25 protein-coding genes are annotated in these 26,601 nt (G+C 67.6%); 10 read left to right on the top strand and 15 right to left on the bottom strand.

Annotated elements, in window-relative coordinates; translation table 11 throughout:
• Positions 1–67 precede the first annotated feature (67 nt).
• The 6 genes from GOALK_RS09575 to GOALK_RS09550 all read right to left on the bottom strand — a co-directional run bounded on the left by GOALK_RS09575 (position 68) and on the right by GOALK_RS09550 (position 6,636).
• A complete protein-coding gene (locus tag GOALK_RS09575; RefSeq protein ID WP_006358608.1) occupies positions 68–1,213 on the bottom strand; it encodes a glycosyltransferase in 1,146 nt (381 codons plus the stop codon).
• Positions 1,214–1,218: 5 nt separating this feature from the next.
• Positions 1,219–2,433 (bottom strand): lipopolysaccharide biosynthesis protein, encoded by a 1,215-nt coding sequence (locus GOALK_RS09570; RefSeq protein ID WP_006358607.1) that lies wholly within the window; start codon positions 2,431–2,433, stop codon positions 1,219–1,221.
• Complete coding sequence (locus tag GOALK_RS09565) at positions 2,421–3,575, bottom strand: glycosyltransferase (RefSeq protein WP_230461898.1); 1,155 nt, start codon at positions 3,573–3,575, stop codon at positions 2,421–2,423. The genes GOALK_RS09570 and GOALK_RS09565 overlap by 13 nt, the downstream gene beginning before the upstream one ends.
• Positions 3,576–3,586: 11 nt before the next feature.
• A complete protein-coding gene (locus GOALK_RS09560; protein WP_006358605.1) occupies positions 3,587–4,213 on the bottom strand; it encodes an acyltransferase in 627 nt (208 codons plus the stop codon).
• Between the two features lie 8 nt (positions 4,214–4,221).
• Positions 4,222–5,337: a glycosyltransferase gene (locus tag GOALK_RS09555; protein ID WP_042375517.1), complete on the bottom strand. Its 1,116-nt coding sequence runs from the start codon at positions 5,335–5,337 to the stop codon at positions 4,222–4,224.
• 231 nt (positions 5,338–5,568) lie between these two features.
• Positions 5,569–6,636, bottom strand: coding sequence for a cellulase family glycosylhydrolase (locus tag GOALK_RS09550; RefSeq protein ID WP_006358603.1), 1,068 nt, complete (start codon positions 6,634–6,636; stop codon positions 5,569–5,571).
• Positions 6,637–6,858: 222 nt separating this feature from the next.
• On the opposite strand from GOALK_RS09550, the gene GOALK_RS09545 reads away from it, so the two are divergent.
• From GOALK_RS09545 to GOALK_RS09535, 3 genes are read left to right on the top strand one after another with little or no spacing between them, the layout of a single operon-like run.
• Positions 6,859–7,854: a GDP-mannose 4,6-dehydratase gene (locus GOALK_RS09545; protein ID WP_006358602.1), complete on the top strand. Its 996-nt coding sequence runs from the start codon at positions 6,859–6,861 to the stop codon at positions 7,852–7,854.
• Positions 7,851–8,840, top strand: coding sequence for a GDP-mannose 4,6-dehydratase (locus GOALK_RS09540; RefSeq protein WP_006358601.1), 990 nt, complete (start codon positions 7,851–7,853; stop codon positions 8,838–8,840). Before GOALK_RS09545 ends, GOALK_RS09540 begins: the two co-directional genes overlap by 4 nt.
• The gene (locus GOALK_RS09535; RefSeq protein ID WP_042375519.1) at positions 8,837–10,363 is read left to right on the top strand and encodes a sugar transferase; all 1,527 of its coding nucleotides are present in this window, start codon (positions 8,837–8,839) and stop codon (positions 10,361–10,363) included. The genes GOALK_RS09540 and GOALK_RS09535 overlap by 4 nt, the downstream gene beginning before the upstream one ends.
• Positions 10,364–10,458: 95 nt before the next feature.
• Here the strand turns inward: GOALK_RS09535 and GOALK_RS09530 are convergent, their stop codons facing one another.
• The 7 genes from GOALK_RS09530 to GOALK_RS09500 are packed head-to-tail and all read right to left on the bottom strand — an operon-like array spanning position 10,459 to position 18,597.
• Positions 10,459–11,355: a sialate O-acetylesterase gene (locus GOALK_RS09530; RefSeq protein ID WP_006358599.1), complete on the bottom strand. Its 897-nt coding sequence runs from the start codon at positions 11,353–11,355 to the stop codon at positions 10,459–10,461.
• Between the two features lie 5 nt (positions 11,356–11,360).
• A complete protein-coding gene (locus GOALK_RS09525) occupies positions 11,361–12,584 on the bottom strand; it encodes a lipase family protein (protein ID WP_006358598.1) in 1,224 nt (407 codons plus the stop codon).
• Positions 12,581–13,846: an acyltransferase family protein gene (locus GOALK_RS09520; protein ID WP_006358597.1), complete on the bottom strand. Its 1,266-nt coding sequence runs from the start codon at positions 13,844–13,846 to the stop codon at positions 12,581–12,583. The genes GOALK_RS09525 and GOALK_RS09520 overlap by 4 nt, the downstream gene beginning before the upstream one ends.
• Positions 13,843–15,057, bottom strand: coding sequence for an alpha/beta fold hydrolase (locus tag GOALK_RS09515; protein ID WP_006358596.1), 1,215 nt, complete (start codon positions 15,055–15,057; stop codon positions 13,843–13,845). Before GOALK_RS09515 ends, GOALK_RS09520 begins: the two co-directional genes overlap by 4 nt.
• Before the next feature lie 29 nt (positions 15,058–15,086).
• Positions 15,087–15,836, bottom strand: a complete 750-nt coding sequence (locus tag GOALK_RS09510; RefSeq protein WP_006358595.1) for a YveK family protein — start codon at positions 15,834–15,836, stop codon at positions 15,087–15,089.
• Positions 15,833–17,113 (bottom strand): lipase family protein, encoded by a 1,281-nt coding sequence (locus GOALK_RS09505; protein WP_035753305.1) that lies wholly within the window; start codon positions 17,111–17,113, stop codon positions 15,833–15,835. The genes GOALK_RS09510 and GOALK_RS09505 overlap by 4 nt, the downstream gene beginning before the upstream one ends.
• Positions 17,110–18,597 (bottom strand): tyrosine-protein kinase domain-containing protein, encoded by a 1,488-nt coding sequence (locus tag GOALK_RS09500; RefSeq protein WP_006358593.1) that lies wholly within the window; start codon positions 18,595–18,597, stop codon positions 17,110–17,112. The genes GOALK_RS09505 and GOALK_RS09500 overlap by 4 nt, the downstream gene beginning before the upstream one ends.
• 247 nt (positions 18,598–18,844) lie before the next feature.
• On the opposite strand from GOALK_RS09500, the gene GOALK_RS09495 reads away from it, so the two are divergent.
• Positions 18,845–20,242 (top strand): O-antigen ligase family protein, encoded by a 1,398-nt coding sequence (locus tag GOALK_RS09495; protein WP_006358592.1) that lies wholly within the window; start codon positions 18,845–18,847, stop codon positions 20,240–20,242.
• Positions 20,239–20,799, top strand: a complete 561-nt coding sequence (locus GOALK_RS09490; protein WP_006358591.1) for a YdcF family protein — start codon at positions 20,239–20,241, stop codon at positions 20,797–20,799. The genes GOALK_RS09495 and GOALK_RS09490 overlap by 4 nt, the downstream gene beginning before the upstream one ends.
• 36 nt (positions 20,800–20,835) lie before the next feature.
• Here GOALK_RS09490 and GOALK_RS09485 read toward each other — a convergent pair whose 3' ends face one another.
• Positions 20,836–21,900, bottom strand: coding sequence for an LLM class F420-dependent oxidoreductase (locus GOALK_RS09485; RefSeq protein WP_006358590.1), 1,065 nt, complete (start codon positions 21,898–21,900; stop codon positions 20,836–20,838).
• 194 nt (positions 21,901–22,094) lie between these two features.
• Between GOALK_RS09485 and GOALK_RS09480 the strand changes: the two genes are divergently transcribed.
• From GOALK_RS09480 to menE, 5 genes are all read left to right on the top strand, one after another.
• A complete protein-coding gene (locus tag GOALK_RS09480) occupies positions 22,095–23,330 on the top strand; it encodes an inorganic phosphate transporter (protein WP_164905343.1) in 1,236 nt (411 codons plus the stop codon).
• Between the two features lie 48 nt (positions 23,331–23,378).
• Positions 23,379–23,657, top strand: coding sequence for a hypothetical protein (locus GOALK_RS09475; protein WP_006358588.1), 279 nt, complete (start codon positions 23,379–23,381; stop codon positions 23,655–23,657).
• 56 nt (positions 23,658–23,713) lie between these two features.
• On the top strand, positions 23,714–24,022 hold the full coding sequence (locus GOALK_RS09470; protein ID WP_006358587.1) for a DUF3349 domain-containing protein: 309 nt from the start codon (positions 23,714–23,716) through the stop codon (positions 24,020–24,022).
• 131 nt (positions 24,023–24,153) lie between these two features.
• Complete coding sequence (locus GOALK_RS09465; RefSeq protein WP_006358586.1) at positions 24,154–24,477, top strand: DUF3349 domain-containing protein; 324 nt, start codon at positions 24,154–24,156, stop codon at positions 24,475–24,477.
• 41 nt (positions 24,478–24,518) lie between these two features.
• On the top strand, positions 24,519–25,631 hold the full coding sequence (gene menE, locus GOALK_RS09460) for an o-succinylbenzoate--CoA ligase (protein ID WP_006358585.1): 1,113 nt from the start codon (positions 24,519–24,521) through the stop codon (positions 25,629–25,631).
• Positions 25,632–25,678: 47 nt separating this feature from the next.
• Here the strand turns inward: menE and GOALK_RS09455 are convergent, their stop codons facing one another.
• Positions 25,679–26,554 carry a DUF559 domain-containing protein gene (locus GOALK_RS09455; protein WP_006358584.1) on the bottom strand — a complete coding sequence of 292 codons (876 nt, stop codon included), beginning with the start codon at positions 26,552–26,554 and terminating at the stop codon, positions 25,679–25,681.
• Positions 26,555–26,601 lie beyond the last annotated feature (47 nt).

Here is a 26,601-nt window from a genome sequence, read left to right as displayed (position 1 = left end):
CAAACTGTTGCGAAAATCGGGCAGACGGCTGTCGGCCATTCGAGCGACACCACTCCATCCGCTGACGTCAATGGTCGACCGGAACCGGCCCCCGACTCAGAAGTGTTTCGACGGCCTGATGGGGAATGCGCTGCTCCCACCGTTCCGCATTCGCCTCGAAAATCCGCGCGCCCTCTTTCTGCGCCAGATCGGCGTCGAGCAGAAACGCGCGCGCGCGTTCGACGAACTCGTCGGGATCGTCGTAGGCCGTCAGCCCGAAGACCGGTTCGAGCGAACCGATGGCGGCGGTGGTGCCCACCACGGGCAGACCACGGCCGGCGGCGTCGAGGAGCTTCACCCGGACCCCGCCCCCGGTCCGGATGGGGGCGACGAGGGCACGGCAGGTGCCGAGGAACGCGTCGAGGTCCTCCACGAAGCCGATGTCACGGACGCCGTCGGGCAGCGGCGGTGGTGTCGCGCCCGGTTTGGGTGCGCCGACGATGCACAGCTCGGCGTCGGGGATGCCCTGCGCAATGCGCGGCCACAGGCGGAGGATCTCCAGGAAGCCCTCCTGATTCGGCGGCCAGTCCCGGGTTCCCATGAAGACGAGTCGCGGTACGTCGGCATCGGCGTCGGCGCGCGTCCCGGGCGGCAGGGTGAGATCGATCCAGCGGGCACTCGGGCACCCGCGCTCCCGGTAGAACTGCGCCTCCTCGAGGTCGTAGGTGCCGATCGCCGACGCGCTGCGCGCCACCCGGAGTTCATCGGACAGGATGCGCTTCGCCTCGAGGATCCCCGGCACTCCGCGCGTGAGCCGCCACACCAGGGATTCCGAGTTGACCGTGTTGATCACCAGTTCGCTGCGATCCACCTGCGTCGAGCGCAGGTACGACTCGGCCATGTACGAGTGCTCCGCGAGGAAGACGTCACCGTCGAGGTCGTCGAGGGTGCGGACCAGGTCGTCGGTGTCGAACCGGACGTGGCACACGCTCCGCCGGGTCCGCACGCTGTTGCCGATCAGCGCCGGGAGTCGCACAGGCGGCTTCGGCACCCGGATCACCCTGCCGTCGGCCGAGATCCGCGGAGCGTCGCCGGTGGCGAGATGGTTGGAGAGACACACGGCCCGTAGGTCGAACGATTCCGCCGCGATGTCGAAGATCACCCGGGCCAGGGCCACGTCGCCGCCGTGGTCGTGTTCGATGTCCTTGGCCATCATGAACGTCACCGTCGTCATACGCCTCACCCCTGTCTTGCGGTTTCGTCTTCTCCGGTGACGAGCCCTTCGGGCCGCACCGACCGGACATAGATCGCGAACAGGATCGCGTCGGTGACCACCGACGCGATCGCCGCTCCCACCGCACCGAAACCCGCCAGCGCGCAGACCAATCCGAGTTTGACCGGGACCAGTACGGCGGCCGCGGCGCTGCGTACCACATCGCGTCGCTGCACATAGAGCACCGTCGTCAGCACGTTGTTCATCACACGCAGTGCGACGAACAACGAGATCACCACCAGCGCCCAGGCGAGTTCGGATGAGTACGGGGTGGCGAGCAGGACGAACCCGGCCCCCATCACAAGCGCCGAGGTCGCGACCGCCATGATCACCACGTGTTTCACCGGCGGACCCGCGGTGACCGCGCCACCGGCGGCACGCAACTGCTCGTGGTAGGTCCCGGCGAGCGACATCCCGACCTGGCCGGCCGCCCAGCCGACCGTGCTCGCGATCGCGAAGTATCCCGCCACATCGGAATCGGTCACCGCTCCCAGCAGCAGGATGTCGCCCTGCATGTAGAGCGCGTTCGCGAGATGCTCCCCGAACAGGATCGCGATCAGGCGAGCCGAGCCGGGGACGCCCGGGCGGGTACGCGGGACAAGCGTCGCGGCGTAGACGGCGATGACGAGATACGGTGCGAGATAACAGAAACTCGCCGTCTCGAGATCTGCCGACGGTACGAACTGCAGGTAGCCGACGGCCATTGCGATGCTCACGACCTGCCGCGTGGTGTCGAATCGCATCACCCGATCGGGGTGGCCGTCGCGCAGCGCGCGGCTCTTGACCGCGTTGAACGCGATCTCACCACCCGCGACGATCAGGGCGAACCACACCAGATACGGCGCAGCCAGACACGACGCACCCACGCCCATCAGACCGAGCCCCAACAGGATTCGCGTCACCCGCTCCGCCGCGAACGCATCCTCCGCCTCGCGGATGGCCCGCACCGCGAACGGATTGTCCAGGGGCGCCGCGATGATAGCGCCGAGCGCGAAGGCCATCGCGTACTGCCCGTAGGCGCCGATGCCGAGGTGAAAGGTGAGGGCGATGGTCCAGCCCAGACCTGCGGCTCGTCCGCCGTAGGTCCACCCGGCAGCCACGAGCGCCTTGACCAGGTTGCGTCGGTCGTCGACCGGGGCCGCCTTCTCCTCGGTGTCGGTCGCGCCGCTCAGGCCCGACACAGCGACCTCGCCCAGGTCTCGAGGTAACCGCCGACTACCTCGTCGGGTTCGCGCGCCTCGCGCATCGCCTTCAGTGCCTCGGCCATCTCGGACAGGCGATCTCGGGATTCGACGAGATCCGCGGCAGCCGTCGCCAACTCACTCACCGTCTCGTCTTCGGTGCGTCCGTCGTCGTCGACGACGCGAACGCCGCCTTCGGCCCGGAGCTCACCGAGCGCACCATGACCGGTGCACACGACCGGGGTGAGATGTGCGATCGCGTCGGTGACGACACTCGAACCGGGGAACGCCTCGCCGTAGGGACTGCGCGCACCGTAGGGCACGATGAGTGCCCGGATGGCGGAGAAGTAGGCGGGAAGGTCCGCGTCGTCGACGCCGCCCAGGATCTCCACACCGTCGATGGCGGGCAGCGCTTCGGTCCCGCGGCCGGCGATCCGGATGACGATGTCGTCGGGAAGCAGACTCCGAAGTCGTTCGACGTGCTCGAAACCCTTTCCGCGGTATACCAGTCCGAACAGTCCGACCGCTTTCGGCCGGTCCGGGGCGGACACCACCTCACCGCGGCTCCACACCGGCATGTGGGCATGGCGCACAGTCGTGTCCGGATAGGCACGGAGCAGCGATCGGACCCCGGCATCGCTCATCGCGAAGAGCGTGCGAGATCCGGCGACCCTCCGCTCGACCGCACGGGAGAGCGTCCGGAGCGGGAAATGCACGGCGTGGTTGAGCAGCTTGCGCTGCTCGAGGAACGCGACGCGCCCAGGCCACCAGACGAGTCCGGGCGGATCGTGGACGGTCGCACTGACCAGGACATCACGTCGGTGACGTTCGAGTCCGGCCGTGGGCCAGAAGGATTCGACCGAACCGCCGGAGAACTCACCGTGCACGACGACCGGACGGCCGTCCGCGGCGTCGATGAGCTCGATGATCGCCCGCCGCCGAGCACGCAGTCCGGCAACCGTGTCGGTTCCGGGCCGCGGGTGCCGGACCTCGTGGAAGTCCGCGACACGACGGCGCAGTATGCCCGCGAACACCTCCGAATAGGCGCCGACTCCGCCGGCAGTCCTCTCGGCGGCGACGTAGATCAGACGAACCCCGTCCAGGTCCGTCGTCCCCGGCTTCCCGACCGGCCCTGCTGCCATCTGGCCGGCCATCAGTAGAAGAGCGGCCGGTACTTCGGCCGGTAACGCAACGCCGACTCGGGTCGCTTGGAGATCGTCTTGGCCGGCACACCGCCGACGATGTCGAGATCGGCGACGTCCCTGCTGACGAGCGCGCACGCGGCGACCACGGCACCCCGTCCGATGCTGACGCCGCTCACGACGGTGGCGCGGCTGGCGATCCACGCGTGGTCACCGATGTACACCGGTTCGAGAATCGCCTCGAACTCCGGACTCGCCGGGTCGTGCTTTCCGGCGATGATCTGGGTGTCACTCGCGATCACCACGTTGTCACCGATGCAGATGCCCGATCGTGCGTCGAACAGGACGCGGAACCCGATGGAGCACGCCTCGCCGATCCGGATCTGGTCGATGTCGAAGACCTGACAGCCGCGCAGGATCGAGGTGTCCTTACCGATCTTCGCGCCGAACGCGCGGAGGAATCCCTGCCGGATGGTATGAGACGGGATGTAGGTGATGATGTTGTTGTACAGCAGGATTCCGACACGGTTCTTCGCCTTGGCGATCGTCGAGATCTCGGTGAAGGTGTACCGGGGGTGGAAATCCGCGCGCTGCGGAACCGTCGGTCCGGCTGGTCCCGCCGCCGGCGGTGTCGTCATTTCGGTACTCACGTTCGCTCCGCTCCTCTCGCGACCACTGCCTCGGACACGAGGTTCTTGATCTCCTTGATGAATGTCTCCTCGCCGAAGTGGGCGACGTGCGCCTTGATCTGTTCGGCATCCCAGTCGCGCGTGGCGATCTCGGCGACGGCGGCCCGGATGCTCACCGGGTCGGGTGCGTCGAAGAACACTCCGTTGACGCCTTCGGCGATGGTGTCGAGGAAACCACCCCAGCGCAGTACGGCGCACGGCTTGCCCCGCATGCCGCCCTCCAGTGGGGTCAGTCCGTAGTCCTCGTAGCTGGCCGCGACCACTGCGGTGCAGTTGTCGTACAACCAGCCCATCTCGGCGTCGGTGAGGTCGCTCAGCATGGTCACGTTCTCGGGCTTGGTTGCGCGCAACCGCTCCGCCTCGGGCCCGCGACCCACGACCACCAGATGATCGTCCGTACCACGGAAGGCGTCGATCACCGCGTCGACGTTCTTGTACGCCAGCAGGCGTGAGACACACAGATGGAACGGGCGTACCGGAATGCCGGCGGGCGCATCCGCTAACCCCGACGGCGCGAGGGGCGGGAGCACCGGCGCCGAGACCACCGTCGAATCGAGGCCGTACGCCGCCTCGATGCGGTCGCGGACCGCCCTCGAGATCGCGAGGTAGCGGTCGCACTCCCGCGCGGCCGCCCGGTCCCAGCGACGAAGTACCGGCCCGAGCAGGCGGATCGCGAGTTTCTTGACGGCACTGGAGGACTCACCGAGATAGACATCGGTCTGATAGAGCCAGCGCGCCGGCGAGTAGCAGTAGACGAGCTTGTACCCGGAGGTGTCGAAGCCGTGCGCCCAGCCACTCGAACTCACCACCACGATGTCGGCGTCGATGCGCATCCGCGAGGCCGCGAACGGCAGCACCGGCAGGGCCGACCGGTGATCGGTACGCAGTGCCGCAACACGATTCACCGGCGAGGTGATGATCGTCTTGTCCCGGAACTCCTCATAAGTCTGATCCGGCTCGTACAAGAGCGTGTAGATAGGGGCGTCCGGAAACGCCTTACTGAGGGACAGGACGACCTTTTCCGCCCCGCCCCGCTGGGTCAGATAGTCGTGGGCGATCGCCACTCTCGGCATTTTCTCCACGACGAGCCCAGCATCCATCATGTGCACCAAAGAACCACTTCTCCCCCGACGAATTTCGAGAAGAATTCTCGTGAATGGCGAGTGCACGCACTCGCGCGGACCCCGATGTCCGCTCGAAAGGAGATCGTAATGTGGAAACGCCCGCTCCGCGCGGCGTGCTCGCGATATGTGAGCTTGCCGTCGCGGAACGGGCGTGAGAATGTGCCACGGACAGTGGCGGTGTCAGACCGCTCCCAGGACGCTTGCCGCGTACTTCGGAGTCCAGTCGTGCTTGTAGATGGCACCGAAATTCTGTTCGCGATCGGCCAGATTGGTACCGGTGTCCCGGATGCTGTAGATGAACGTCGGGCCCACGAATCCCGCCGAGACGGCGAAGCCCTTCACATCCGTGATCTGTTTGGCCTGTTCCCATTCCGAGACCGCGTCGTCCGCCGTGCCGGTGGGAGCGCCGAGTTCGGTGAACCAGATCTTCTTCGCGCCGTCCCCGCGCGCGATCATCAGGTTGCGCACCGCCGGGATGTCGGTGACGGCGTTCTCCGGGTTGGCGTACAGGCCGCCGGGGAAGACGTACGGGTGCATCGCGAGCGCGTCGAAGCTGCCCTTGGCGCCGGCGTTGTACATGGCGGTGACGAAGTTCGGCGGCGAGTTCCAGCCGCCGGAACGCGCCAGACCTGCAGCGATGACGGTGGAACCCCACTGCGCCGACTTGATGGTGCTGTAGGCGGCCTTCAGGAGGGAGGTGTACCGGGCGGCGTCGACCGTCCACCCGAAGAAGATGGGCAGATTCGGCTCATTCCAGATCTGGTAGTTCGTGACCTTGCTTCCGTACCGCGCGATGAACTTCTTCAAGAAGGAACTCAGGTCGGAATTGTTCGTCGGCGGGGCGGTGAAGAAGGTTCCGGCCGGCCGGGACCAGGGCGGCGACGACACCACATTGGCGAGGACCTTGAGCCCGCGGGCACGCGCCGCATTGATGATCCGGTCCGGGGTGGACCAGTTGTACGAGTTCTTGGCCGCCTCGATCGAGTTCCAGTCGACCGTGACCCGCAGCCAGGTCGCCTTGGTCCGCTTCACCGCGTCGAGTTCGCGGCCGAGGTCGGCATCGTTGAGCCACAACAGTCCTGAGCCGCCGGCGAAGCCGAACCCGGCCGTGGTGACGGGGACCGCCGCCTCGGTGGGGCCGGCAGCGCTCCCGGAACCCAACCAGCCCGGGGCGGCGGGGGCGGAGCTCGCGGATCCGGGGACACTTCCACCGATCCCGAGGCCGAGCAACAGAGAGATGCTCACCACAAAGGCAGAGAGGAAATGGGTTCTCGATAGGCAGAAATGCCGGGATGATCGTATTCTCATGGCGCAGAGAGTACCGCCAAGTTCGGGGACCCACATGGGTGGCGGGTTCCGGACGAGGCTGTGCTCGCAGCTTTTACATGCATCTGGTCGGGGAATCAGTGCGTGTTCGAAAGTCGGTGAAAAGACACGGATGTCGTTCGCCTCGCACTGGGAGAATTGTCGATGAAATCTGCATTGATCACCGGTATCACCGGACAGGACGGCCTCTACCTCGCCGAGCTCCTGCATTCGAAGGGTTACCGGGTCGTGGGACTCGTTCGGGGACAGAACAACCCGAAGGCCGCGCGCCTTGCCGAATCGCATCCGTACGTCGACATCGTCAGCGGGAACCTGCTCGATCTGTCGAGCTTGATGCGGGCCATGACCTATGCGAATCCGGATGAGGTCTACAACCTCGGCGCCGTCTCGTTCGTCGCCTACTCGTGGCAGAATGCCCGACTGACGAGCGATGTGACCGGTACGGGCGTACTGAACATGCTCGAAGCGGTTCGTCTGCACCAGGATACGACCGGCAAGGACATCCGCTACTACCAGGCGTCGAGCTCCGAGATGTTCGGCAAGGTGCAGGAGGTCCCCCAGCGCGAGTCGACACTGCTCTGGCCGCGTTCGCCGTACGGTGTGAGCAAGGTCTTCGGCCACTACATGACCATCAACTACCGCGAGTCCTACGGCATGCACGCCAGCTCCGGAATCCTGTTCAATCACGAGTCGCCGCGTCGGGGCCCGGAGTTCGTGACCCGCAAGGTCACCCAGGCCGTCGCCCGCATCGCACTCGGCACCGACGATTCGATCGCACTGGGAAACCTGGATGCACAGCGCGACTGGGGCTTTGCCGGCGACTACGTCCGCGCCATGTGGATGATGCTGCAACAGGACATCGCCGACGACTACGTCATCTCCACCGGCGAGACACACTCCATCCGTGAGTTGCTCGACGTGGCGTTCAAGGTCGTGGGCATCGACGACTGGGAGCATCTCGTCCGCATCGACCCCCGCTTCTTCCGCCCTGCCGAGGTCGATCTCCTCATCGGCGACAGCACCAAGGCCCGTGAACTCCTCGGCTGGAAGCCCGAGGTCGGCTTCACCGAGCTGATCACGATGATGGTCGAGGCAGATCTCGACATCGAATCGAAGAAGCTGGCCGGCAAGGTCGCATGACCCCGCCACGTGCCCTTGTCACCGGCGCGAACGGGCAGGACGGGCACCTGCTGATCGAGGAATTGGTCACGAGGGGTTGGGATGTCGTCGCCTTGGTACGACCGGGCCGCGCGGTGGGTCGTGCGTCCGGTGGCGACGTGGTGATGAGCCCGGTCGACCTCGCCGACCCGGAATCGACGCGCCGCGTGATCACCGACCACGCCCCCGATCACATCTTCCACCTCGGCGCCGTGTCCTCGGTGTCGGAGAGCTGGCATGATCCGCTGACCACCGCCCGGGTGACCGCGATGTCGACCGTCGCGATACTCGAGGCGGCGTCGGCGCTCGACGACCTGGGGCAGCGCGTCCACGTCGTGAACGCCTCCAGCGCCGAGATCTTCGCCGGTTCGACGACCACCCCCCAGAACGAGACCACGCCGATCGCCCCGGCGTCGCCCTACGGAGCGGCGAAGGCGTACGGCCACACCATGGCCGGGGTTGCGAGATCGAAAGGACTGGAGGTGGCCAACGCCATCCTCTACCCGCACGAATCCCCGTTGCGCTCCACCCGTTTCGTCACCCGGAAGATCACCGCCGGGGTGGCCGCGATTGCGGCCGGGAGCACCGAACCACTTGTGTTGGGCAACCTCGACGCGCGTCGCGACTGGGGGTGGGCAGGGGACTACGTGTCCGCCATGATCGCCCTCGCCGAGAACCGGGCGAACGACGACTACGTCGTCGCGACCGGCGAATCCCACAGCGTCGGAGAGTTTGTCGCGACCGCTTTCGAGGTGGCCGGGATCTCGTCGTGGGAACACCTCGTGACCACCGATCCGTCCTTCGTGCGTCCGGCGGATGGCGTCGACCTGGTGGGTGATCCCCGCAAGATCGGCGACGAGTTCGGCTGGCGGCCGACGACCAGGTTCGCGGAAGTGGTCGAAGCAATGGTCCGGCACGACCTCGCTCTTGTGGGCGCGGACGAATCCCGGCGGGCGGCAATCGCATGACCTCGGCTCGCGACACGATCCCGGCGGATTCGGGGCCGGGGTTCCCGGGCGGATCACGACGCCTGATCGCCGTGCGCCGTAGGCAATCACGATCGCGATCATGGGTTCCGCGGTACACCAGAGCTCTCTGGTGCACCGATCTGGTCGTCGTGGTCGCCTCGGTGGCCCTGGCCCAGCGGCTCCGGTTCGGCCCCAGCGGTTCTCTCCATTCGGCCGCCGCGGTCCACATCCCGTCGATCCTCGTGTCCGCGGCACTGATCGTCGTCTGGATGGCCGCCCTCGCCGCCTTCCAGACCTACGACCGGCGGATCTTCGGCTCCGGCCCCCAGGAGTACAGCCGGGTCGTCACCGCATGCTTCGCGGTCTTCGGCGGACTGGCCATCGTCGACCTCCTCGGCGGACTGAACATCGCGCGGGGGTACCTGGCGCTCGCCCTCCCGATGGGGACCATCACCTTGTTGCTGGGCCGGAACGTCTTCCGGCGGCTCCTCGCACGGGCGAGGATCTCCGGCAGGCATCGTGAGTCGGTGCTGATGGTCGGCGGTGTCGAGTCGGTCCGGCCGACCGTTCGGCGCCTGGCGGCCGCGGCCCCGCTCGGGTACCAGGTCGTCGGCGCCTGCCTGCCGCCCGGGCATCGTGGCACCCACGCGGAGATCGACGTCGACGGCGCGGCGGTCCCGGTCCTCGGAGATTTCGACGACGTCCTCGCCGCCGTCGGGGCGTCGGGTGCGACCACGGTGGCCGTCACCTCGGCCGATGCCCTCGGGCATCAGGCGATGCAGGACCTGTCCTGGAACCTGCACGGACTCGACGTCGACATGGTCGTCGCGCCCGGCGTCACAGACGTCACCGGCCCGCGGATGATGCTGCGGCCGGTGGCCGGGTTGCCACTGCTGCACATCGATCACCCGCGCTACGAAGCAGCGACCCGGTTCCGCAAGTCCGCTCTCGATCGGTGCGGCGCAGCGCTTCTCCTTCTCGCACTGTCCCCTGTCTTCCTGATCGTCGGCGTCGCGGTGGTCGTCGACTCCGGGTTCCCGGTCTTCTATCGCGCCGACCGGGTCGGACTGGGGAACAAGAAGTTCCGCATGTGGAAGTTCCGGTCCATGGTCACCGGCGCCGACCGGATGCGCGGCGGTCTCGGCGACCGCGACGACGGCGCGGGACTGCTGTTCAAGGTTCACGACGATCCGCGGGTCACCCGGGTCGGCAAGGTGATCCGCGCCTACAGCCTCGACGAACTCCCTCAGCTCTTCAACGTCCTGACCGGGCAGATGAGTCTGGTCGGGCCGCGCCCGCCGCTGCCCGAGGAGGTGGAGAAGTACGACGGCCGGGTCGCACGGCGGATGCTCGTCAAACCCGGCATGACCGGGCTGTGGCAGGTCTCCGGACGATCCGACCTCTCCTGGGAGGAGTCGGTCCGGCTGGACCTGTCCTACGTCGAGAACTGGACCATCATGCAGGATCTGACGATCCTGTGGCGCACCGCCCGAGCAGTGGTTGCGAAGGACGGCGCCTACTGAGCCCCGGGCGCCCCCGCATCCCGCGTCCCGGCAGGATCGCCACTTCGGACCGGAATCACGCGCTCCACCATGTGATTCCGAGACCGAAGTGGCGATCACTCGCTGCGGGAAGGGCCGGCGAGATCCCGATAGGCCTCGAACATCGCGCGTCCGAACTCGCGCTGCCCGGCGGAGTTGTAGTGGATCGTCTCCCCTGGGTTGTGCATGCCGTCCGGTCCCGACACGTGTGCGCACGCCGAGTGCCGGTCGGGTGTGGTGGCGTGCACCGCGGCGATGCCCGGATACTTCGGGTGTCCGGTCGCGATCTCCTCGGGCACCATCTGGCCGAGGATGAACGGTACCTCACCGAAATTGTCTCGGAGACCGGTGATCAGCGCGTCCAGGCGATCCCGGTAGACGTCGGGCGGCGTCAGCGGGACGTCACTCTCGCCCTGGTGCCACAGGATCGCGGCGAGCCGGGAGCCGGTGCTGGCAGCCGCGAGGGCATTGCCGATCTGCCGTACGGCGAGGTCGTACAGATTGACGCGCGCAGTGCGGTTCGCCGGATCCCAGCTGTAGCCGTTCTTCTGATGGAAAGACGTGTCGCCGCGAGCCGACGGGACCAGCAGCACTGCCTCACCGGTGTAGTCGGCCAGCAGGGAACCGAACGTCGTCGCGAATCCGGCCCCGGCACCGGGGATCTCGTGGAGCAGTGGGTCCTCGGCCTGCAGTATCCGCCCGCGCCGCCGGCCGCATCCCGGCCACTGGTGGACCCGCCGATCCGGCTGGCCGGGAAGCGCACCGACCCCGGACATTCCGGCACCATGCGCATTCGACTGCCCGAGAACCGCGACCACCGAGTAGTGATCGGCCGGTTCGACCACGGTCCCCGCGGCGAGTAGACGTTTGACCGCGTCTTTCGCGCGGATGATCCGCTGGGCCCTGGCCGGTGCGTCCCCGTGGATTCGCAGGTCGGACTCCGAGATCGACTGCCCCGTCGTGGGTTCGTGCATGACGTTCACCTCTCCGAGCAGGTCGACGCTGCCGGTTCCCCGGCGAAGCGGGCCGAGATCCATGGCAGCAATGCGGCCGCGTCCACATCTGGGTGCCCGCGGTCCTCTTGGTAGTCGACGGTCACCGAATCACCGACCTCACAGGCCCGTTCGACGAACGCCGCGGTCCATTCCGCGTCGATGAACGTGTCCCGGCCGCCGTAGAGGACGTACATCGGCACCGGTGTCGGGGCCACCGGCACGGCATATCCGGCGAGGATCTCCGACAACCTGTACGCGGACTCCGGCGTGCCGGGTCCGATGTCGCGCGGCGCCAGCGACTCGGCCGCCTGCGCCCGGCCGGCGACTGCCGGTCCCGTACAGGCGGACAACGTGTCCCACGCCGCCACCGCCGCCCCTCGCCGGTAGTCGTCGAGCCGTACCGCCGGGTCGCGACGAGACCACGCCTCGACGATCCACTGCAGCATGAGCTGCTGGTCACCGGTGATCGTGCCGTCCCGGGACTTCTCGACCACACCGGCGATGTCCGCGGCCGGGACCATCGCGGCCGCACCGAGCATCGCCAGACCTCGGCCGTACTCGGGTGCCGCCATCGCGGCGGCCAGAACCGCTCCGCCACCCTGCGATCCGCCGTAGGCGACCCACTTCTCGGAGGCGTAGGGCAACACCGCCCGCAGTGCCCGGACGGAATCGATCACGTTCATACCCGCGGTCCGGGCGTCGAGATACGGGTGCACCCCGGGACTTCCCAGGCCCTGGTAGTCGGGCAGCGCCACCACGAAACCCGCTTTGACGAGCCCATGTGCGAGTTCGCCGAGACCGTACATCCCGGCGGCGACGGAGGGTGCGCACGGTTCGTCGATGCCGGTGGTGCCGTGCGCGAACGCCACTACCGGCCGGGTCTGACCGGCGTCGGGTTCCGGACCGGTGACCACCAGTCCACTGACGACGGTGGGTTCTCCCGAGTTCGCATCCGTGGACCAGTACGTCACCCGGATCGCGCGGACGTCGTCGAGACGTGCCGAGATCGGCAGCGAGTCGGTGTATTCGGCCGACACCACCTTCCCGGGGCCCTCGACGATCGCGAACGGCACCGGTCCGTCCGCGGGGTCCCGGACCACGTTGACGAGACGGATACCCGAGGTCACCACGACCAGCATGACCGTGTGCGTCACCAGCGCGAGCGGTATCGCGACGAGGAGGGGATGTCGGCGGACGAGGCCGATCATCGCCGGCGCATCCTCCTGGCCACCACCATCGCGGGCTGCTCGATGTATCGATAGGTGATGCTCGCGAACACGAGGCTGACCGCGCCGACGAGCAGGACGTTGACGATGAGACCCGTCACCGAATCACCCTGCAGCAGTCCGAGTCTGCCGATCACGATCATCAGCGGGAAATGCCAGAGGTAGATGCTCAGCGAGATCCGTCCGCTGTAGTCGAGCGGCTTCCAGTCCAGGACGGTGGCGAGCCTGCCCTCCTGGCCTGCGGCCAGCGGCAGCACGATGATCAGGATGAACAGCGCAGACGACAGCGCCGTGAAGGTCGACTGATACGACGAGCCGGCCGCGATCAGCACCAGCATGATCAGCAACGACGGTACGAGCGCCACCGCCGATGCGATACGCAGACGCCGGGCGCCCCGCACCGAGATGTGGCCGGTACCGACCGCGACGAACGCCGCGACGGCGAGCATGCCGAACGCGAAGTTGTCGGCGGCTGCGAAGAAACTCCGCAGGATGACGGCGACGGCGTTGGGTCCCCAGTTCTGCTCGGTCACCGCGGTGATGCCCTGGGCCTCGGCGACCCGGCCCGCGACCATCTTGCCGATCGTCCCGACCACGATCAGGATCGCCGGTGGTGTCACCACGAGGATCGCGGCATGCGTTCCGAACCGCCGCCGTAGCCACCACATGGCCATCCCGAACAGCGGCAACGACAGGTAGAAGCCGAATTCCAGTGTCAGCGACCACGATGGGCTGATGCCTGTCTGCAGGTACTGCGGGAAGTAGGTCTGCGTCAGGGTCAGGTTGGTCAGGAGCATGGCCGGGTCGGTGATCATCCCGGTCCCGGTGTCCTTGCCGGTCTCACTCGCGACGAACTCGTTCACGACGAAACAAGCCTGGAGAACGTAGTTGGTGATGAGGAAGATCAGCAGGTACGCGGGGAACACCCGCAGCAGACGATGCGTCGCATAGGAGCGGACGTCCGGCGGGGACTGCCGGCCGCTAACCAGGCCCTTCACGTACGGCAGGTAGAGCAGGAACCCGGACAGCGCGAAGAAGAAGATCAGTGCCTGCCCGAACAGCTGGAGGCCACCACTCGCCATCGTGTCCGGTGAATTCTGCACGGCGACATGGACGATCAGCACCGCCCAGCACGCGATGCCGCGCGGACCGTCGAGTCCTCGGATGCGACCGACGGTCGGCGTCGTCGCGGGTGCGGGGACATCACCGGCGGGGACTCCCCGCCGTTCCAGGTTCTCGGTCATCCGGCTCTCTCGATCTCTGCGCATCGGTTGTAGCTCGGTTCGTCGTCGAATCGGGCGGTCAGCCAACCCACCACCTGGCGGCCGTCGACGCCGCCGTGGTCGGCCGCCGGTTGGAACTGGGTGTGGACGACATCGCCACGGGCACAACTGCGCCGCACCGCCGCCGCGGTCCACTCGGACCGGATCAGCTCGTCCTTGCCGCCGTAGATCACGATGGTCGGCGCCGCTGCCGGCAGGTCGGGAACGGCGCGTTCGCGCAACAGGTCCCGCAGCTCGGTCACGGCCTCGGGCGATGTCGGTCGGAGTTCGTCCGCGCTCAGCGACTCGAGCACCTCGGCTCGCCGTGCCCCACGGGACGCCGAACACTGCGACAGCTCATCCCAGGACGCGACGACCTCAGGGCCGGCGAACCGGCGCAGGTCCAGCTCCGGGTTCTCGGCGTTCAGTGCAAGCAGCAGCCAGTTGTACAGCCCGTACTGGTCGACGGTCATGGTGCCGGAGGCCGCGAGGTCGGCGAGCCCGGCGACGTCGGCGGCCGGCGACAGCGCGGCGACACCCACGAGATCGAGTTCGCTGCCGTACGTCTCGGCCAGCGCGTTGGCAGCCCACGCCGCCTGCCCGCCCTGTGAGCCACCCAGGGCTCCCCACCGGGTCCCGGTCTCCGGCACGAGATATCGGGCCGCCCGGACCGCGTCGATCACGTTGCGTCCGGAGGTGCGCGCATCCAGGTACGGATGGGTCGGACGCTGCTCGTCCGGATCGCCGAGGCCCTGATAGTCCGGGACTGCGACGACGTAGCCCAGCTGTAGCCAGCTCGCGGCGGTGACCGCCAGGTCACCCAGATCGGACTTGAGCGTGACCCCGCATTCGCCGAGTACACCGCTCGTGCCGTGCGGGAGGACGATGACCGGCCGTCCGCCTTCCGGCGCCGGACCCTTGGGCGCGAAGAACGCTCCCCAGGTCTCCGTCTCCGCACCGGTCCGACCGTCGGTCGACACGTACTTGACACGCAGCGCCAGTTGCGAATTCGCCCGTACCCGGCGGTCGAGCAACGGCATCGTCTCGGCTGCCCGCAACGCGCCGGGCCCGGCTCCGTCGGTGTTGACGCGATACTCGACGCCCCCCGCACCGGTCGTCGGGGTGGCTTGTTCGCCGGCGTCCGATGAACAGCCGGCGACGGCGATCGCCGCGGCCAGCAGTACCGACGTCATCCTGATGCGCCCGCTCAATCGTCTCCCCATCACGCTCCCCCTCCGATTGCGCCCTCGAGAGGGGCACCCCGATGTGCGTCATGACGGCGGGATGACGGCCGCGACGTACGCGGGACCCGCGCCTCCCGCGGATCCACGACCCGGTCACGCGCGACCTCGACGCCGATCACGAGCACCAGGCCCACCAGCAGGCCGAGGAGCACAGCGGTCGTGATCGTTCCCCAGAACTCTGGCAGCACAGGTGAATCCGGCACCGAGGCGACGTCGATCACGTCGATCTCGTGCAACGGACCCGCGACCGGGCCGTCGCTCCACTCGAGTTCGGTCACCAGCACCCGCAGGACGTCGACCACCGCACCGGCGAGGTGTGCGGCGGACTCCCCCGTCGGACCCGTGGCCACGACGTCGAGTACGGCGTTGTCGAGGGGCGAGGTGACGGTCAGCCGCGCGCGGAGATCCTCCGGTGTGACGGCGTCGCCGAGGACCCCGGCGGCATCCGCCCGGGCCACCCGTGCCAGCACCTGATCGGACACCGCGAGCTGCACATACGACGCCGACCGCAGCTGACCGGCGAGGTCGCTGGCGCGTTCGGCGCCGACGCTGGCCGGCCCCGGCGCGATGATCAGTGCGCTCGAGTGCGCCTCATAGGTTTTCGGTATCAGCGCGTACGCACCGGCCCCGACGGCGGCGGCTGCGATCACCGACGCCACGAGCACGACGAGGTTGCGGCGCACGATCGCCAGGTAGTCCGCCGGTCGGCGGGTCGACGGTGACCTCATGGGCGGTCCCCGCAGTTCTGCGGCGGCTTCCACCCGGACTCCAGGGACTTCATCCAGGCCACCGATTGCCCGGAGTCGAGCTGGGCATGGGTCTCCCCGATCCGGCGCATGGCCTGGATGGGCGACCCGGCGGTGCAGGACCGGCGGATCGCCCGTTCGGTCCACGGAGCGGCGATGAGTGGGTCCTCGGTGCCGTACATGATGAGCATCGGCGCAGTGGCCCTGCCCACCGGGAGCGATGTGGCGGCGAGGTGGTCGCGGAGTCGTGCCGCCGCCTCCGGGGTGTGCGGTGCGACATCCTCGACACCGATGGAGTTCAGCACCCGCTGGGTCTGCTGGACGTCGATCGGGATGCAGCGGAGTACCTCGGACCAGTTCTTCCGCAGGAACTCCGAGCGGTAGTCGTCGCGGTCGAACTCGTCGGGCAGCACGCGTGCGAGTGAATCGATCAGGTAGGCCATCATCGGGACCTGATCGGCGGTGAGCGTGCCCTTCTCGGCGCGTTCGACCAGGCCGGTCATGTCCGACACCGGCACCAGTGCGACGGTGCCCAGCAGGTCGAGACCACCGCCGTATGTCGGCGCGAGCTCACCCGCCGCCCAGGACGCCATCCCGCCCAGGGAGACGCCGTAGGAGATCCATTTCCTGCCCAGCCCCGGGAACACTCCGCGGGCGGCACGTACCGCGTCGATCATGTTGTAGCCGTAGGTGCGAGCGTCGAGGAACGGATGGTCGACGTCCCGCATGCCGAGGCCCTCGTAGTCGCTCATCGCGACGGCGAAACCGTTCAGCACCAGAGCCGCGATGATCTCGTCACTGCCGATGAGGTTGACGTATTCCGAAGGACCGCAGTCGTCGAGGACGCCGGTGGTGCCGTGACCGAAGGCGATCGTCGTCCAACCGCCCGGCGGCGGTTCGCCTTTCGGGGTGACGACGATCCCCGACACGACCGTCGGCGACCGGTCCAGTCCCGACGTCGACCGGTACTCGACTCGTTTGACGATCGCACCCAGTTCGGTGATCACCGGGATCGGGCCGCGTGGCGGGTCGGCGACCGCGAGTACCGCGCCGGGTCCTCCGGTGTCCGCGGCGCCCCGGACAATCGGTTCCGGATAGGGAGTGACCAGATCGGGCGGCGACTGGATGGCGAGCGGGATCGCCGAGTTCAGGGACGGATCATCCGTGAACCCTGCTGCACCACAACCACTCACCACGAGGGCCGTCGTCATCGCGGCGACGACGGCGGCGAACCGCCTCCGGTTCGACGCCCGCGTCAACGACCCCGCCCGTCCGACGGGACCCCCGCCGCGGCAGCCGAGCCGGAGCCGTTACGTGAAGCATGATCGATCGTGGTGCGGATCGTCTGGGTCACACTCTCCGAACCGGGTTCGGCATCGACGGTTTCGGCGCCGGGCTCATCGGTGTCGGTCGCATCCGGCGCCTTCGCCCGCCCAGCCTTGCCGCTGACGAGTACCGTACCGATCACCGCTCCGACGAGTTCGATCGCCGCGACGCTGTCGCGCAGGGCTTTTCGGGTTGCGGACCCGCTGCGCACCACGACGACCATCGCATCGGACAAGGCCGAGTAGACGATCGAATCAGAGGTCGAACCCATGCGGGGACAGGCGATCACGATGTAGTCGAAACGCTCACGCAGGTCGTCGAGCACGGTACCCAGGACCGGACTGCTCACGCGCACAACAGCTTCCGGAGCGACGGGCCCGGCGGGAAGAATGGTCAGCCCACCCTGTTCGACGTAAGGGTCGACGCTGCCGGTGCTGCTGCTGAGCACGGTGGACAGTCCGTGATCCGCGGACAGCTCTGTTCCGGCGGTGATCCCGCCGCCCGACAGGTCGCCGTCGACGAGGAGAACGGTGTTCCCCGTGGCGGCCACGGTCGAGGCGAAGCGTGCCGCGACGTCGCCGGCACCCGCATCCGATCCGACGCCGGTGAACCCGATGACCCGCGGTGCGCGGGCCTGTTCGTCACGCCGGCCGCCGAGGAAGCGGATCAGATTGTGCAGTCCGCGAAGGGCGTCCGCGTCCCGGACGGCGGAATCGTCGATCCCGAGCGTCTCGATCGGGATGGTCTGCGGCGACAGCACCGCGAGCACGGGATGATGCGTCGAGTCGACGGCGGTCACCTCGTCGACAACGGTTCCGCGACGCCGCCAGCCGAGCAGCAGCGCGATCACGACGCCGACGACGAGTCCGGCGCCTACACCGATCGCGGTCCACAACATCCACGGCCGGCCCGCCGTCGACGGGAGCCCGGGCTCGTCGTAGAGCACTGCCGATGCCGCCGATGTCCCGCCGCGCCGTGACGTCTCGAGTTCCTGCACGACCTCGACGGTCTGCTGGGCGACCGCGGCCGCATAGGACTGCGCTCGTTGCGGACTCGGTCCGGACACGGAGACGGTCAGGATCACGGTGTCCTCGACGGGCAGCGCCGTCGTCTTCGACCGCAGGTCAGCGGGGCTGATGGCCCCCTCCAGTGCTTCCGAGGCACGGGTGGCGACCTGCTCACTCGTCGCTATCTGCGCGTACGAGTTGACTCGCCCCTCGGCGAAGAGATTGTTCTGGTAGGACTCACCCACCGATGTGCCGCCCTCGGCGGTGACGAAGAGCCGAGCCGACGACACGTAGTCGACGGATGTGAAGTACATGCCATAGCCGAACCCGGCCAGCCCGCCGACGAGAACACTCGCCACGATGGCCCACCAATAGCGGACCACAATACGGACATACTCATTGAATGGCATGAAACCTACTCCTCCCGACGATGGCGGAGCAGGACCGAGAGCCGAATAACCAGCCGTGGAAATGTCTCTGAAACATTTCCACGGCGAAGTTTTCGAAACCTGTGTCTTTCCCCGACGCGCTAACTCTAGCCACAGTCGGCCACTCGCGCGCTTCGAGCGCTGTGATCTCGAACTCGTTGTGCCACGACTGTTTCCCGACGGAGACCTCACCCCGATACCCGCCGATGGTTCATGTAATGATTCCCGCGTGGGGATTGTGCGTTCACTCGCGATCGTGGCCGTGGTGGCGGCCGGCACCTTCGGCTGCCTTCTCGCCGGCGAGTCCGTCGCGACCGCGGCATTTCTGGGAATCGCCCTGATCGCGGGATCATATATAGGACTGCAGCATCCGACGTGGTTGTTGTGGGCACTCGCGGTGATCGTCGCCCTGCTTCCCGCAGGTTACGTTCCCGGTACGCCCGTACCATTGATCTTCACTCTCACCATGGCGGTCCTGCTCGCCACCGTGATCCACCCGCGCGACGTGACGACCTTCACCCCGCTCGAGTACGCACTCATCGCCTTCGTCGGCGTCGCCGGACTGTCCGTGGTGGCGACCCTGCAGAGCATCGACGACATCGTCGAGTACGTGAAGTGGTCGGGCGCGATCCTCCTCGTCGTCGCGCTGCTGCGGTTGCGCGCCGACCAGTTGCGGACGTTCGGACAGGTCTTCGTGGTCGCATCGGCCGCCTCGGCCGCGGTGGGCCTCGCGATGCAGACGGTCGACAAGTCCGCCCGGACCTTTGATCTTCTGTCCCCCTTCGGTTATGACGCGTCGTCGGCGGGCCGGTTCGTCTTCGACGGGGCGTCGGTGACGGCTCGTCTGTCGGGCACCTACATCGACCCGAACGCCGCGGGGATCGGTTTCCTGGCGGCACTCATGATCAGCCTGCTGGTGTTCGACGGATACCGTCGCTCGATGATCGCGGCGGTCCTGTTCGCAGCGGTCGCGTTGACCCTGAGCCGCGCGGCGATCTTCTCCGTCGTGCTGGCCCTGCTGCTGATGCTCGCCTTCCACACCATGTCGGCACGGGGCCGGGCTGCGCTCGTCGGCACGCTGGTCGGCGGAATGGCTCTGCTGTCGGCGATCCCGGCGTCCCGGCGACGGATCTTCTCCTCCTTCGGTGACGGCGACACCGGCTCCGCCGCACGCACCGACGCCCTGCGCGAGTTCCCGGAGAAGATGAGCGGACACTGGTTGTTCGGACACGGTTGGGGCATCGCCGAATTCAAGGATCCCGAGAAGGCGTTCACCATCAACTACGTCGCCAACGCACCGCTGCTCTCGGTGTACCGCGGCGGGCTGATCGTGGGAATCGTCTTCACCGCGATCATGATCTACGCCTGTTACCTCGCCTATCGCTGCCTGCGTTCGTCCCGTCCGGAGGTCGCCCTGTACGGCGGGTGCTTCATCGCCTTCTTCGTGCTCGGGATGCAACTCGACTTCAGCACGGTGTCCATCCCCGTCTCGGTGACCGATCTGTCGCTGATGCTGGTGTTCCTCGTTGTGGCCCTGCGGAATTCGGGAACCCGCGAGCCACTGCGACAGCCCGGGTCCGCCGCCGGTCGGGCCGTCGTCGACGACAGGTTGCGATCACTGCGGTGAAACGTCTGATCCGGGTGCTGCTCTGCACAGTCCTCGTCGCCGTGGCCGTCGGCGGCGTGCTCGGCTACCAGCTGTTCACGCGTGTCCACGACGACCCGCTTCGCAAGGCCGACGCCATCGTCGTCCTGGGCGGCGAACACGACGGCCGCGAGGACTACGGAATCCAGTTGGCGCGCAGGGGTTACGCCGACCACGTACTGATCTCCGACCCCTATCGGCCCTACACCGAACAGGATTCGATGATGCCGCGGGTGTGTTCGGCGAGCACCCCGGAGATCACGGTCACCTGTTTCGAACCGAAACCCTCCACGACGCGCGGCGAGGCGATGTTCGTCCAGGAGATGGCGCGACGCCACGACTGGCAGGACGTCATAGTCGTCAGCTGGAGTTACCACCTGGTGCGGGCGCGGTTCATCTTCGGTCAGTGTTTCGGCGGCGACGTCGTCATGCACGCGCTCCCGCGCGACTACAGCCCCAACCCGGTGCTCTGGGGTGCGGTGTACACATACCAGTACGGCGGCCTCGCGAAGGCCGCCGTACTGGGGTGTTCTGACTGAGAGGTTCCGCGACCGCCGAGGACCGGCCGGGCGGGGTCAGCCGCCGAAGACGTCGCGCAACGCCTCGACCTCGGCGACCCGTTCCTTGTGCGTGGGCGCGGTCGGCGAGGCCAGGATGCAGGTGACTCCGGCCGCACGGAACGCGGCGACGCGCTCGGCGACCTGAGACTTGGAACCGATGAGCGACATGGCGTTCACCAGCTCCTCGGGGACGGCCGCGGCGGCCTCGACCTTCTTGCCGTCGAGGTAGAGGTCCTGGATGAGCTTCGCCTCGTCGACGTAGCCGTACCGGATGGCGAGCTGGTTGTAGAAGTTCTTGCCGCGGGCACCCATGCCGCCGATGTAGAGCGCGGCGTGGTGGCGGACGAGTTCCTTGGCGTTGTTGATCTGCTCCGGGTCATCGGAGACCCGCGCGGTGGCCTGCACGACGATGCCGAGCTCGCCCAGCGACGGGTCGCGCTTGGCCCTGCCTGCGGCCAGGGACTCGCCGAATGCGGCGTCGATCTGCTCCGGGTGGAACAGGATCGGCTGGAGCTCGTCGAACATCTCCGCGGCCAGCTCGATGTTTTTCGGCCCGATGGCGGCCAACAGCAGCGGGATGTTCTCACGGACCGGATGGTTGATGATCTTGAGCGACTTACCGAGTCCCGAACCGCCGTGCTCCTCGTCGAGCGGCAGGGTGTAGTGCTTGCCCTGGTAGTTCAGCTTCTCGCGGCGCCACACCATGCGACAGATCTCCGCGTGCTCGCGCGCGCGGCCCAGCGGGTAGTCGTACTTCACGCCGTGGAAGCCCTCGATGACCTGCGGTCCCGACGCCCCGATGCCGAGCACCGCGCGGCCGCCACTGATGTAGTCGAGGCCGGCCGCGGTCATCGCGAGATTGGTCGGGGTGCGCGAGTACATGGGCAGGATCGCCGTCTGCAGTTCCATCTTCTCGGTCTTCGCGGCGATGAAGCCGAGCTGGGAGACCGCGTCGAAGCTGTAGGCCTCCGGCACCGCGATCCGCTCCACACCCGCAGCCTCGAAGTCGGCGAGATTGTTGATGGTCTCGCGGAAGTCGCCCGCGTAGTTGATCGGCATGCCCAGCTTCATCGATGTCATGGCGTCGGATTCTTCCACAGCGACCGCCGGTTCCACCATGCCCGGCCGAGCGTTCGTTCGCCCCGGAGAGCGACGGACGACACACCGGTGCTGAACTGCGACAACAAGCGCGACACGCCGAGGAGACAACGAATCCCCACGAAACCGTGCCGAGACGTTTAGGAATTTCGATGCCCAGCCCTCATGATGAAAATATGAGCGGCGAAATGCTGATCCTGGTGCTGTTGGTGATCACGGCCCTCGGCTTCGATTTCACCAACGGCTTCCACGACACCGGCAACGCCATGGCCACCTCGATCGCCACCGGCGCCCTGAAACCGAAAGTCGCCGTCGGACTCTCCGCCATCCTCAACCTCGTCGGCGCCTTCCTCTCGGTCGAGGTCGCCGCCACCATCACCAAAGAAGTCCTCAACATCCAGCAGACCTCCGGCCCCGACGCCGGCGAGATCGTCGCCGGCATCACCCCGACGACCGCGCTGCTGATCATCTTCGCCGGACTCATCGGCGGCATCCTCTGGAACCTCTTCACCTGGCTCTTCGGCCTGCCGTCGAGTTCCTCGCACGCCCTGTTCGGCGGCCTCATCGGTTCCGGGATCGCCGCCATCGGGCTCTCCGGCGTGAACTGGCACGGGGTGTTCGGCAAGATCATCGTGCCCGCGTTGCTCGCCCCGGTGATCGCCTGCCTCGTCGCCGCTTGCGGAACCTGGCTCGTCTTCACGATCACCCGTCACCTCGCCGAGAGCCGCAAGGAACAGGGTTTCCGATACGGCCAGATCGCCAGCGCCTCACTGGTCTCGCTCGCCCACGGCACCGGTGACGCGCAGAAGACCATGGGCGTCATCGCGATGGCCCTGATCGTCACCGGCCATCTCGACGCCTCGACCGTCAGCCACGGACTCCCCCTGTGGGTCGTCGCGAGCTGTGCCGTCGCCATCGCGATCGGCACCTACCTCGGCGGCTGGCGCATCATCCGCACCCTCGGAAAAGGCCTGGTGGAGATCAGTTCCCCGCAGGGCATGGCCGCCGAGGCCTCATCCGCGGCGATCATCCTGACCTCCAGCGCAGCCGGGATGGCGCTGTCCACCACGCAGGTCGCCACCGGTTCGATCCTCGGCTCCGGCGTCGGCAAACGCGGCGCACAGGTCCGCTGGGCTGTCGCCGGCCGGATGGCCGTGGCGTGGCTCACCACCCTGCCCGCGGCCGGACTCGTCGGCGCGGCATCGTTCTACATCGCCCACCTGCTCGGCGACGTCGCGGGCGCAGCGGCGATCTTCGGCCTCCTCATCGCGGCGTCGGCCTACATGTACCGGCGCGCGCAGCAGAACAAGGTCGACGCGGGCAACGTCAACGACGACTGGGACGAGACCACCGGCTCGGTGCTGCCGACCGATCCCGGGGCCACCCCGGACACCACCGCCCGGTCCGCCTGATCGTCACGGGCCGACCACAACACGAGCACACGAGAGGACCCTGCTGAGATGGACATCGTCGAGGCGATCGCCAAGGTGCTGGTCGTCGGCCTGATCTTCGGCGCCGGCCTCCCGGCACTGTTCGCGGTCGGCCTCCGGGTCCACGAGCAGGGTTCCGACGAGGTCATCGACGGTTCGGTCATCAAGGGCAACCCGGCGATGCGCGTATTGAGCTACGCGATCTTCGCCGTCGTCGCACTCGTCATCCTTACCGCGCTGCTGTGGATCACCCGGCAGACCCTCTACTTCCACACCGGCATCAAGCTCTTCCCGTTTGGTTACAAGTGACCCCACCCGGGTAAACAGCTGTTCCAGATGTGCAAGAGCCGGAGACGCGATCAATCATGAGCAGTGAAACCCCGCTCTTCGAATCGGTGATCAACTGGATTCGCAAGGGCTATCCCCAAGGTGTCTCGCGCACCGACTTCCCGCCCCTGATGGCGCTCCTCACGCGTGTGCTGACCGATGAGCAGGTCACTGCCGTCGCACTGCAACTGGTCAAGGAGTACGGCCCCCGGGAACCGGTGACCGAGAACCAGATCAGCGACGCCATCAAGCGGGTCACCAGCGAACCCCCGACGCCCGAAGAGGTCAACCAGGTCGCCGGACGTCTCGCCGCCGTCGGCTGGCCGCTGGTGTCCAGCCGAGCCTGACATCGCGCTCCGCAGACACCGAGGACCGACCGCGTGGCGCCGAAACCTACAATCACGCTGAGTGGGTACGCATCCGCGTCACCGCAACGCGCCCGACGCACCTGCGTCCCGTCGAAGAAAGGGGGTGAGGAGTGGACCGCCCACAGTTGCTCTACCGCATCATCGAATGGCTGCGCACCGGATATCCCGACGGCGTACCCCAGGGCGACTACATTCCACTCGTCGCCCTCCTGCGCCGTCAGCTCAGTGAAGACGAGGTGCAGGAGGTGTCGTCGCGGCTGATTCGTCAGTCGCCGCCACCTCCCGAGCCGATCTCCCAGATCGACGCGGCCGTCGCGATCACCAAGGTCACCCGCGAGCTACCGCACGAGGACGACATCGCCCGCGTGCGCCGTCACCTGGAATCGTCGGGCTGGCCGTTCGACGGACCCGACGCGAATCGGGCCGAGTCCTGAGAACTCTTCGCGCCCTTTCCCTTCCCTCTCGGCCGGAGGTCGTGGACCGACGCGACGAGCTGCTGGCGGTGCTCGACGGTTCGGTCGCGATCGTCCCCACCCCCGACGACGCCCGCGAGACAGCGCTTCTGACCGAAGCGCTGGCGGTGGGTGAGCCGATCGCCGACGAGGTCTCGCTCGTGGTCTCCACGTCGGGGTCGACCGGCATTCCCAAAGGGGCTCAGCACACCCCGGCGACGCTGGCCGCGTCGGCGCGGGCGACCGCGAACCGCCTCGGCGGCCCGGGCAACTGGCTCCTGGCCCTCGCCCCGCATCACATCGCCGGACTGCAGGTCCTGCTGCGGGCCTTCGCCTCCGGACACACACCCGCCGTCCTCGACCTGGCTGTGGGCTTCGACGCCGACGCGTTCGCCGATGCGCTCGAGCGGCTGGACGGGCCCCGTCGCTACACCTCACTCGTGCCGACGCAGCTGATCAAGGTCCTCGACTCACCACGGGCGACCGCCGCGCTGCGCTCCGCCGACGGCCTGCTCGTCGGCGGTGCGGCGACCCCCGCTCCCCTGTTGCACCGGGCCGTCGACGAGGGACTCCCCATCGTCCGCACCTACGGGATGAGTGAGACCGCAGGCGGTTGTGTCTACGACGGCATCCCGCTCGACGGCGTCTCCATCCGCATCGACGAGCCGTCGCCCGACGGTGTCGGTCGCGTCATCCTCGGCGGCCCCATGGTCGCCCACGGCTACCGGAATCTGCCGGATCATCCCACCTTCGCCGAGTCCGGTTGGTTCCGCACCGACGACCTCGGTCGCCTCGACGCCGGTGTCCTGTCGATCGTCGGGCGCGCCGACGAGGCGATCTCCACCGGCGGACTCATCGTCGTGCCGCAGGTGGTCGAGGCCGTGATCGCCGAGGACCCGTCGGTCGCCGAATGCGTCGTCGTCGGGCTCCCCGACGACCGTCTCGGCGAAAAGGTCGTCGCGGTGGTCGTCGCACGGCGCGGAGAGCTCCTCGACGCCAACCGGATTCGTGGTTCGGTCGCCGAACGACTCGGCCGGTTTGCGGCGCCGCGCGAGGTCATCGAGGTCGACGAGCTGCCGCTGCGCGGTCCGGGTAAACCCGACCGGCGCGAGTTGCGGCGTCGCTTCTCTTCGTAGGTGTCGCGGATCGTGTCGGGCCGCAACACCTTTCGCGACAACTGCGGTCAAGCCGCGACGCTGATCGCCTGACGGATGGTCGACGCGACGTAGCCGGCCCGTTCCGTCAGGTCACTCCAGGTGAAGTTCAGAACAGTCCAGCCGGCCGCGATCAGCGCGTTCCGTCGGGTGCGGTCGTTCTGAAACGTCCCGGCGTCCCGGTGGAACGCGAAGCCGTCGAGCTCCACCGCCACCATCTGCTCGAGGAACGCGAGATCGATCTCGTACCCGCAACTGGGATGGTTGGCGACCCAGCCGACGATCCCCGCGTCGTCGAGGATCGTCACCGCGAGCCGCTCCGCGGCCGATCGTGCGCCGGACTCCAGCAATTCGACCATCGGTCCCATCTCGGCGGCTCCGACACAGCGGTACCGACGTCGGTAGGCCTCCTCCAGTCGATCGACGGTGATCCGACGCTGTTGCAGCGCCGAGTCGATCACCCCGGCCCCCTGTTCGACCGCCCCTTCGAGCGCCGACAGCGCAATTCCGGTGACCCGCAGGTCTCCTCGGACGAGGATATCCGCGTCGTCGAGGGACCGGTTGATGATGCGCACCCCCTTGACCGGTGGACCGTGCCGTCCGCGGGGAGCGGTGACGGTGATCGTCGCGGGCGGGTCGTCGACGATGCCATGCCACCATGCCGCCGCCAGTCCCGACAGGATCGCCGAGGGACCGACGGACAGCGTCGCGATCCGGGTTGTGGTGCGGTCGGTCACAGGGTGGTCGGCGAGTCGGTACAGCCGGGGTCGGACACGGACCCATTCGCAGGCGGCCACCCGACGGTGCACCGCCGAGCGATCCAGTCCGTGATCGCGTGCCTCGCCGGCGGTGATGACACCGTCGTGTTCGAGGGCAACGGCCCGCAGTTTCGGTGGAGTACGCACTCTCATCAGACGTATCCGCAGGTCGGTACGGTTCCGGGTTACTGAGG

It is taken from the genome of Gordonia alkanivorans NBRC 16433 (genome assembly GCF_000225505.1).
Taxonomy (GTDB): domain Bacteria; phylum Actinomycetota; class Actinomycetes; order Mycobacteriales; family Mycobacteriaceae; genus Gordonia; species Gordonia alkanivorans.
Note: the sequence above shows the minus strand (reverse complement) of the source record. Positions and strands in the feature narration are given on the sequence as shown.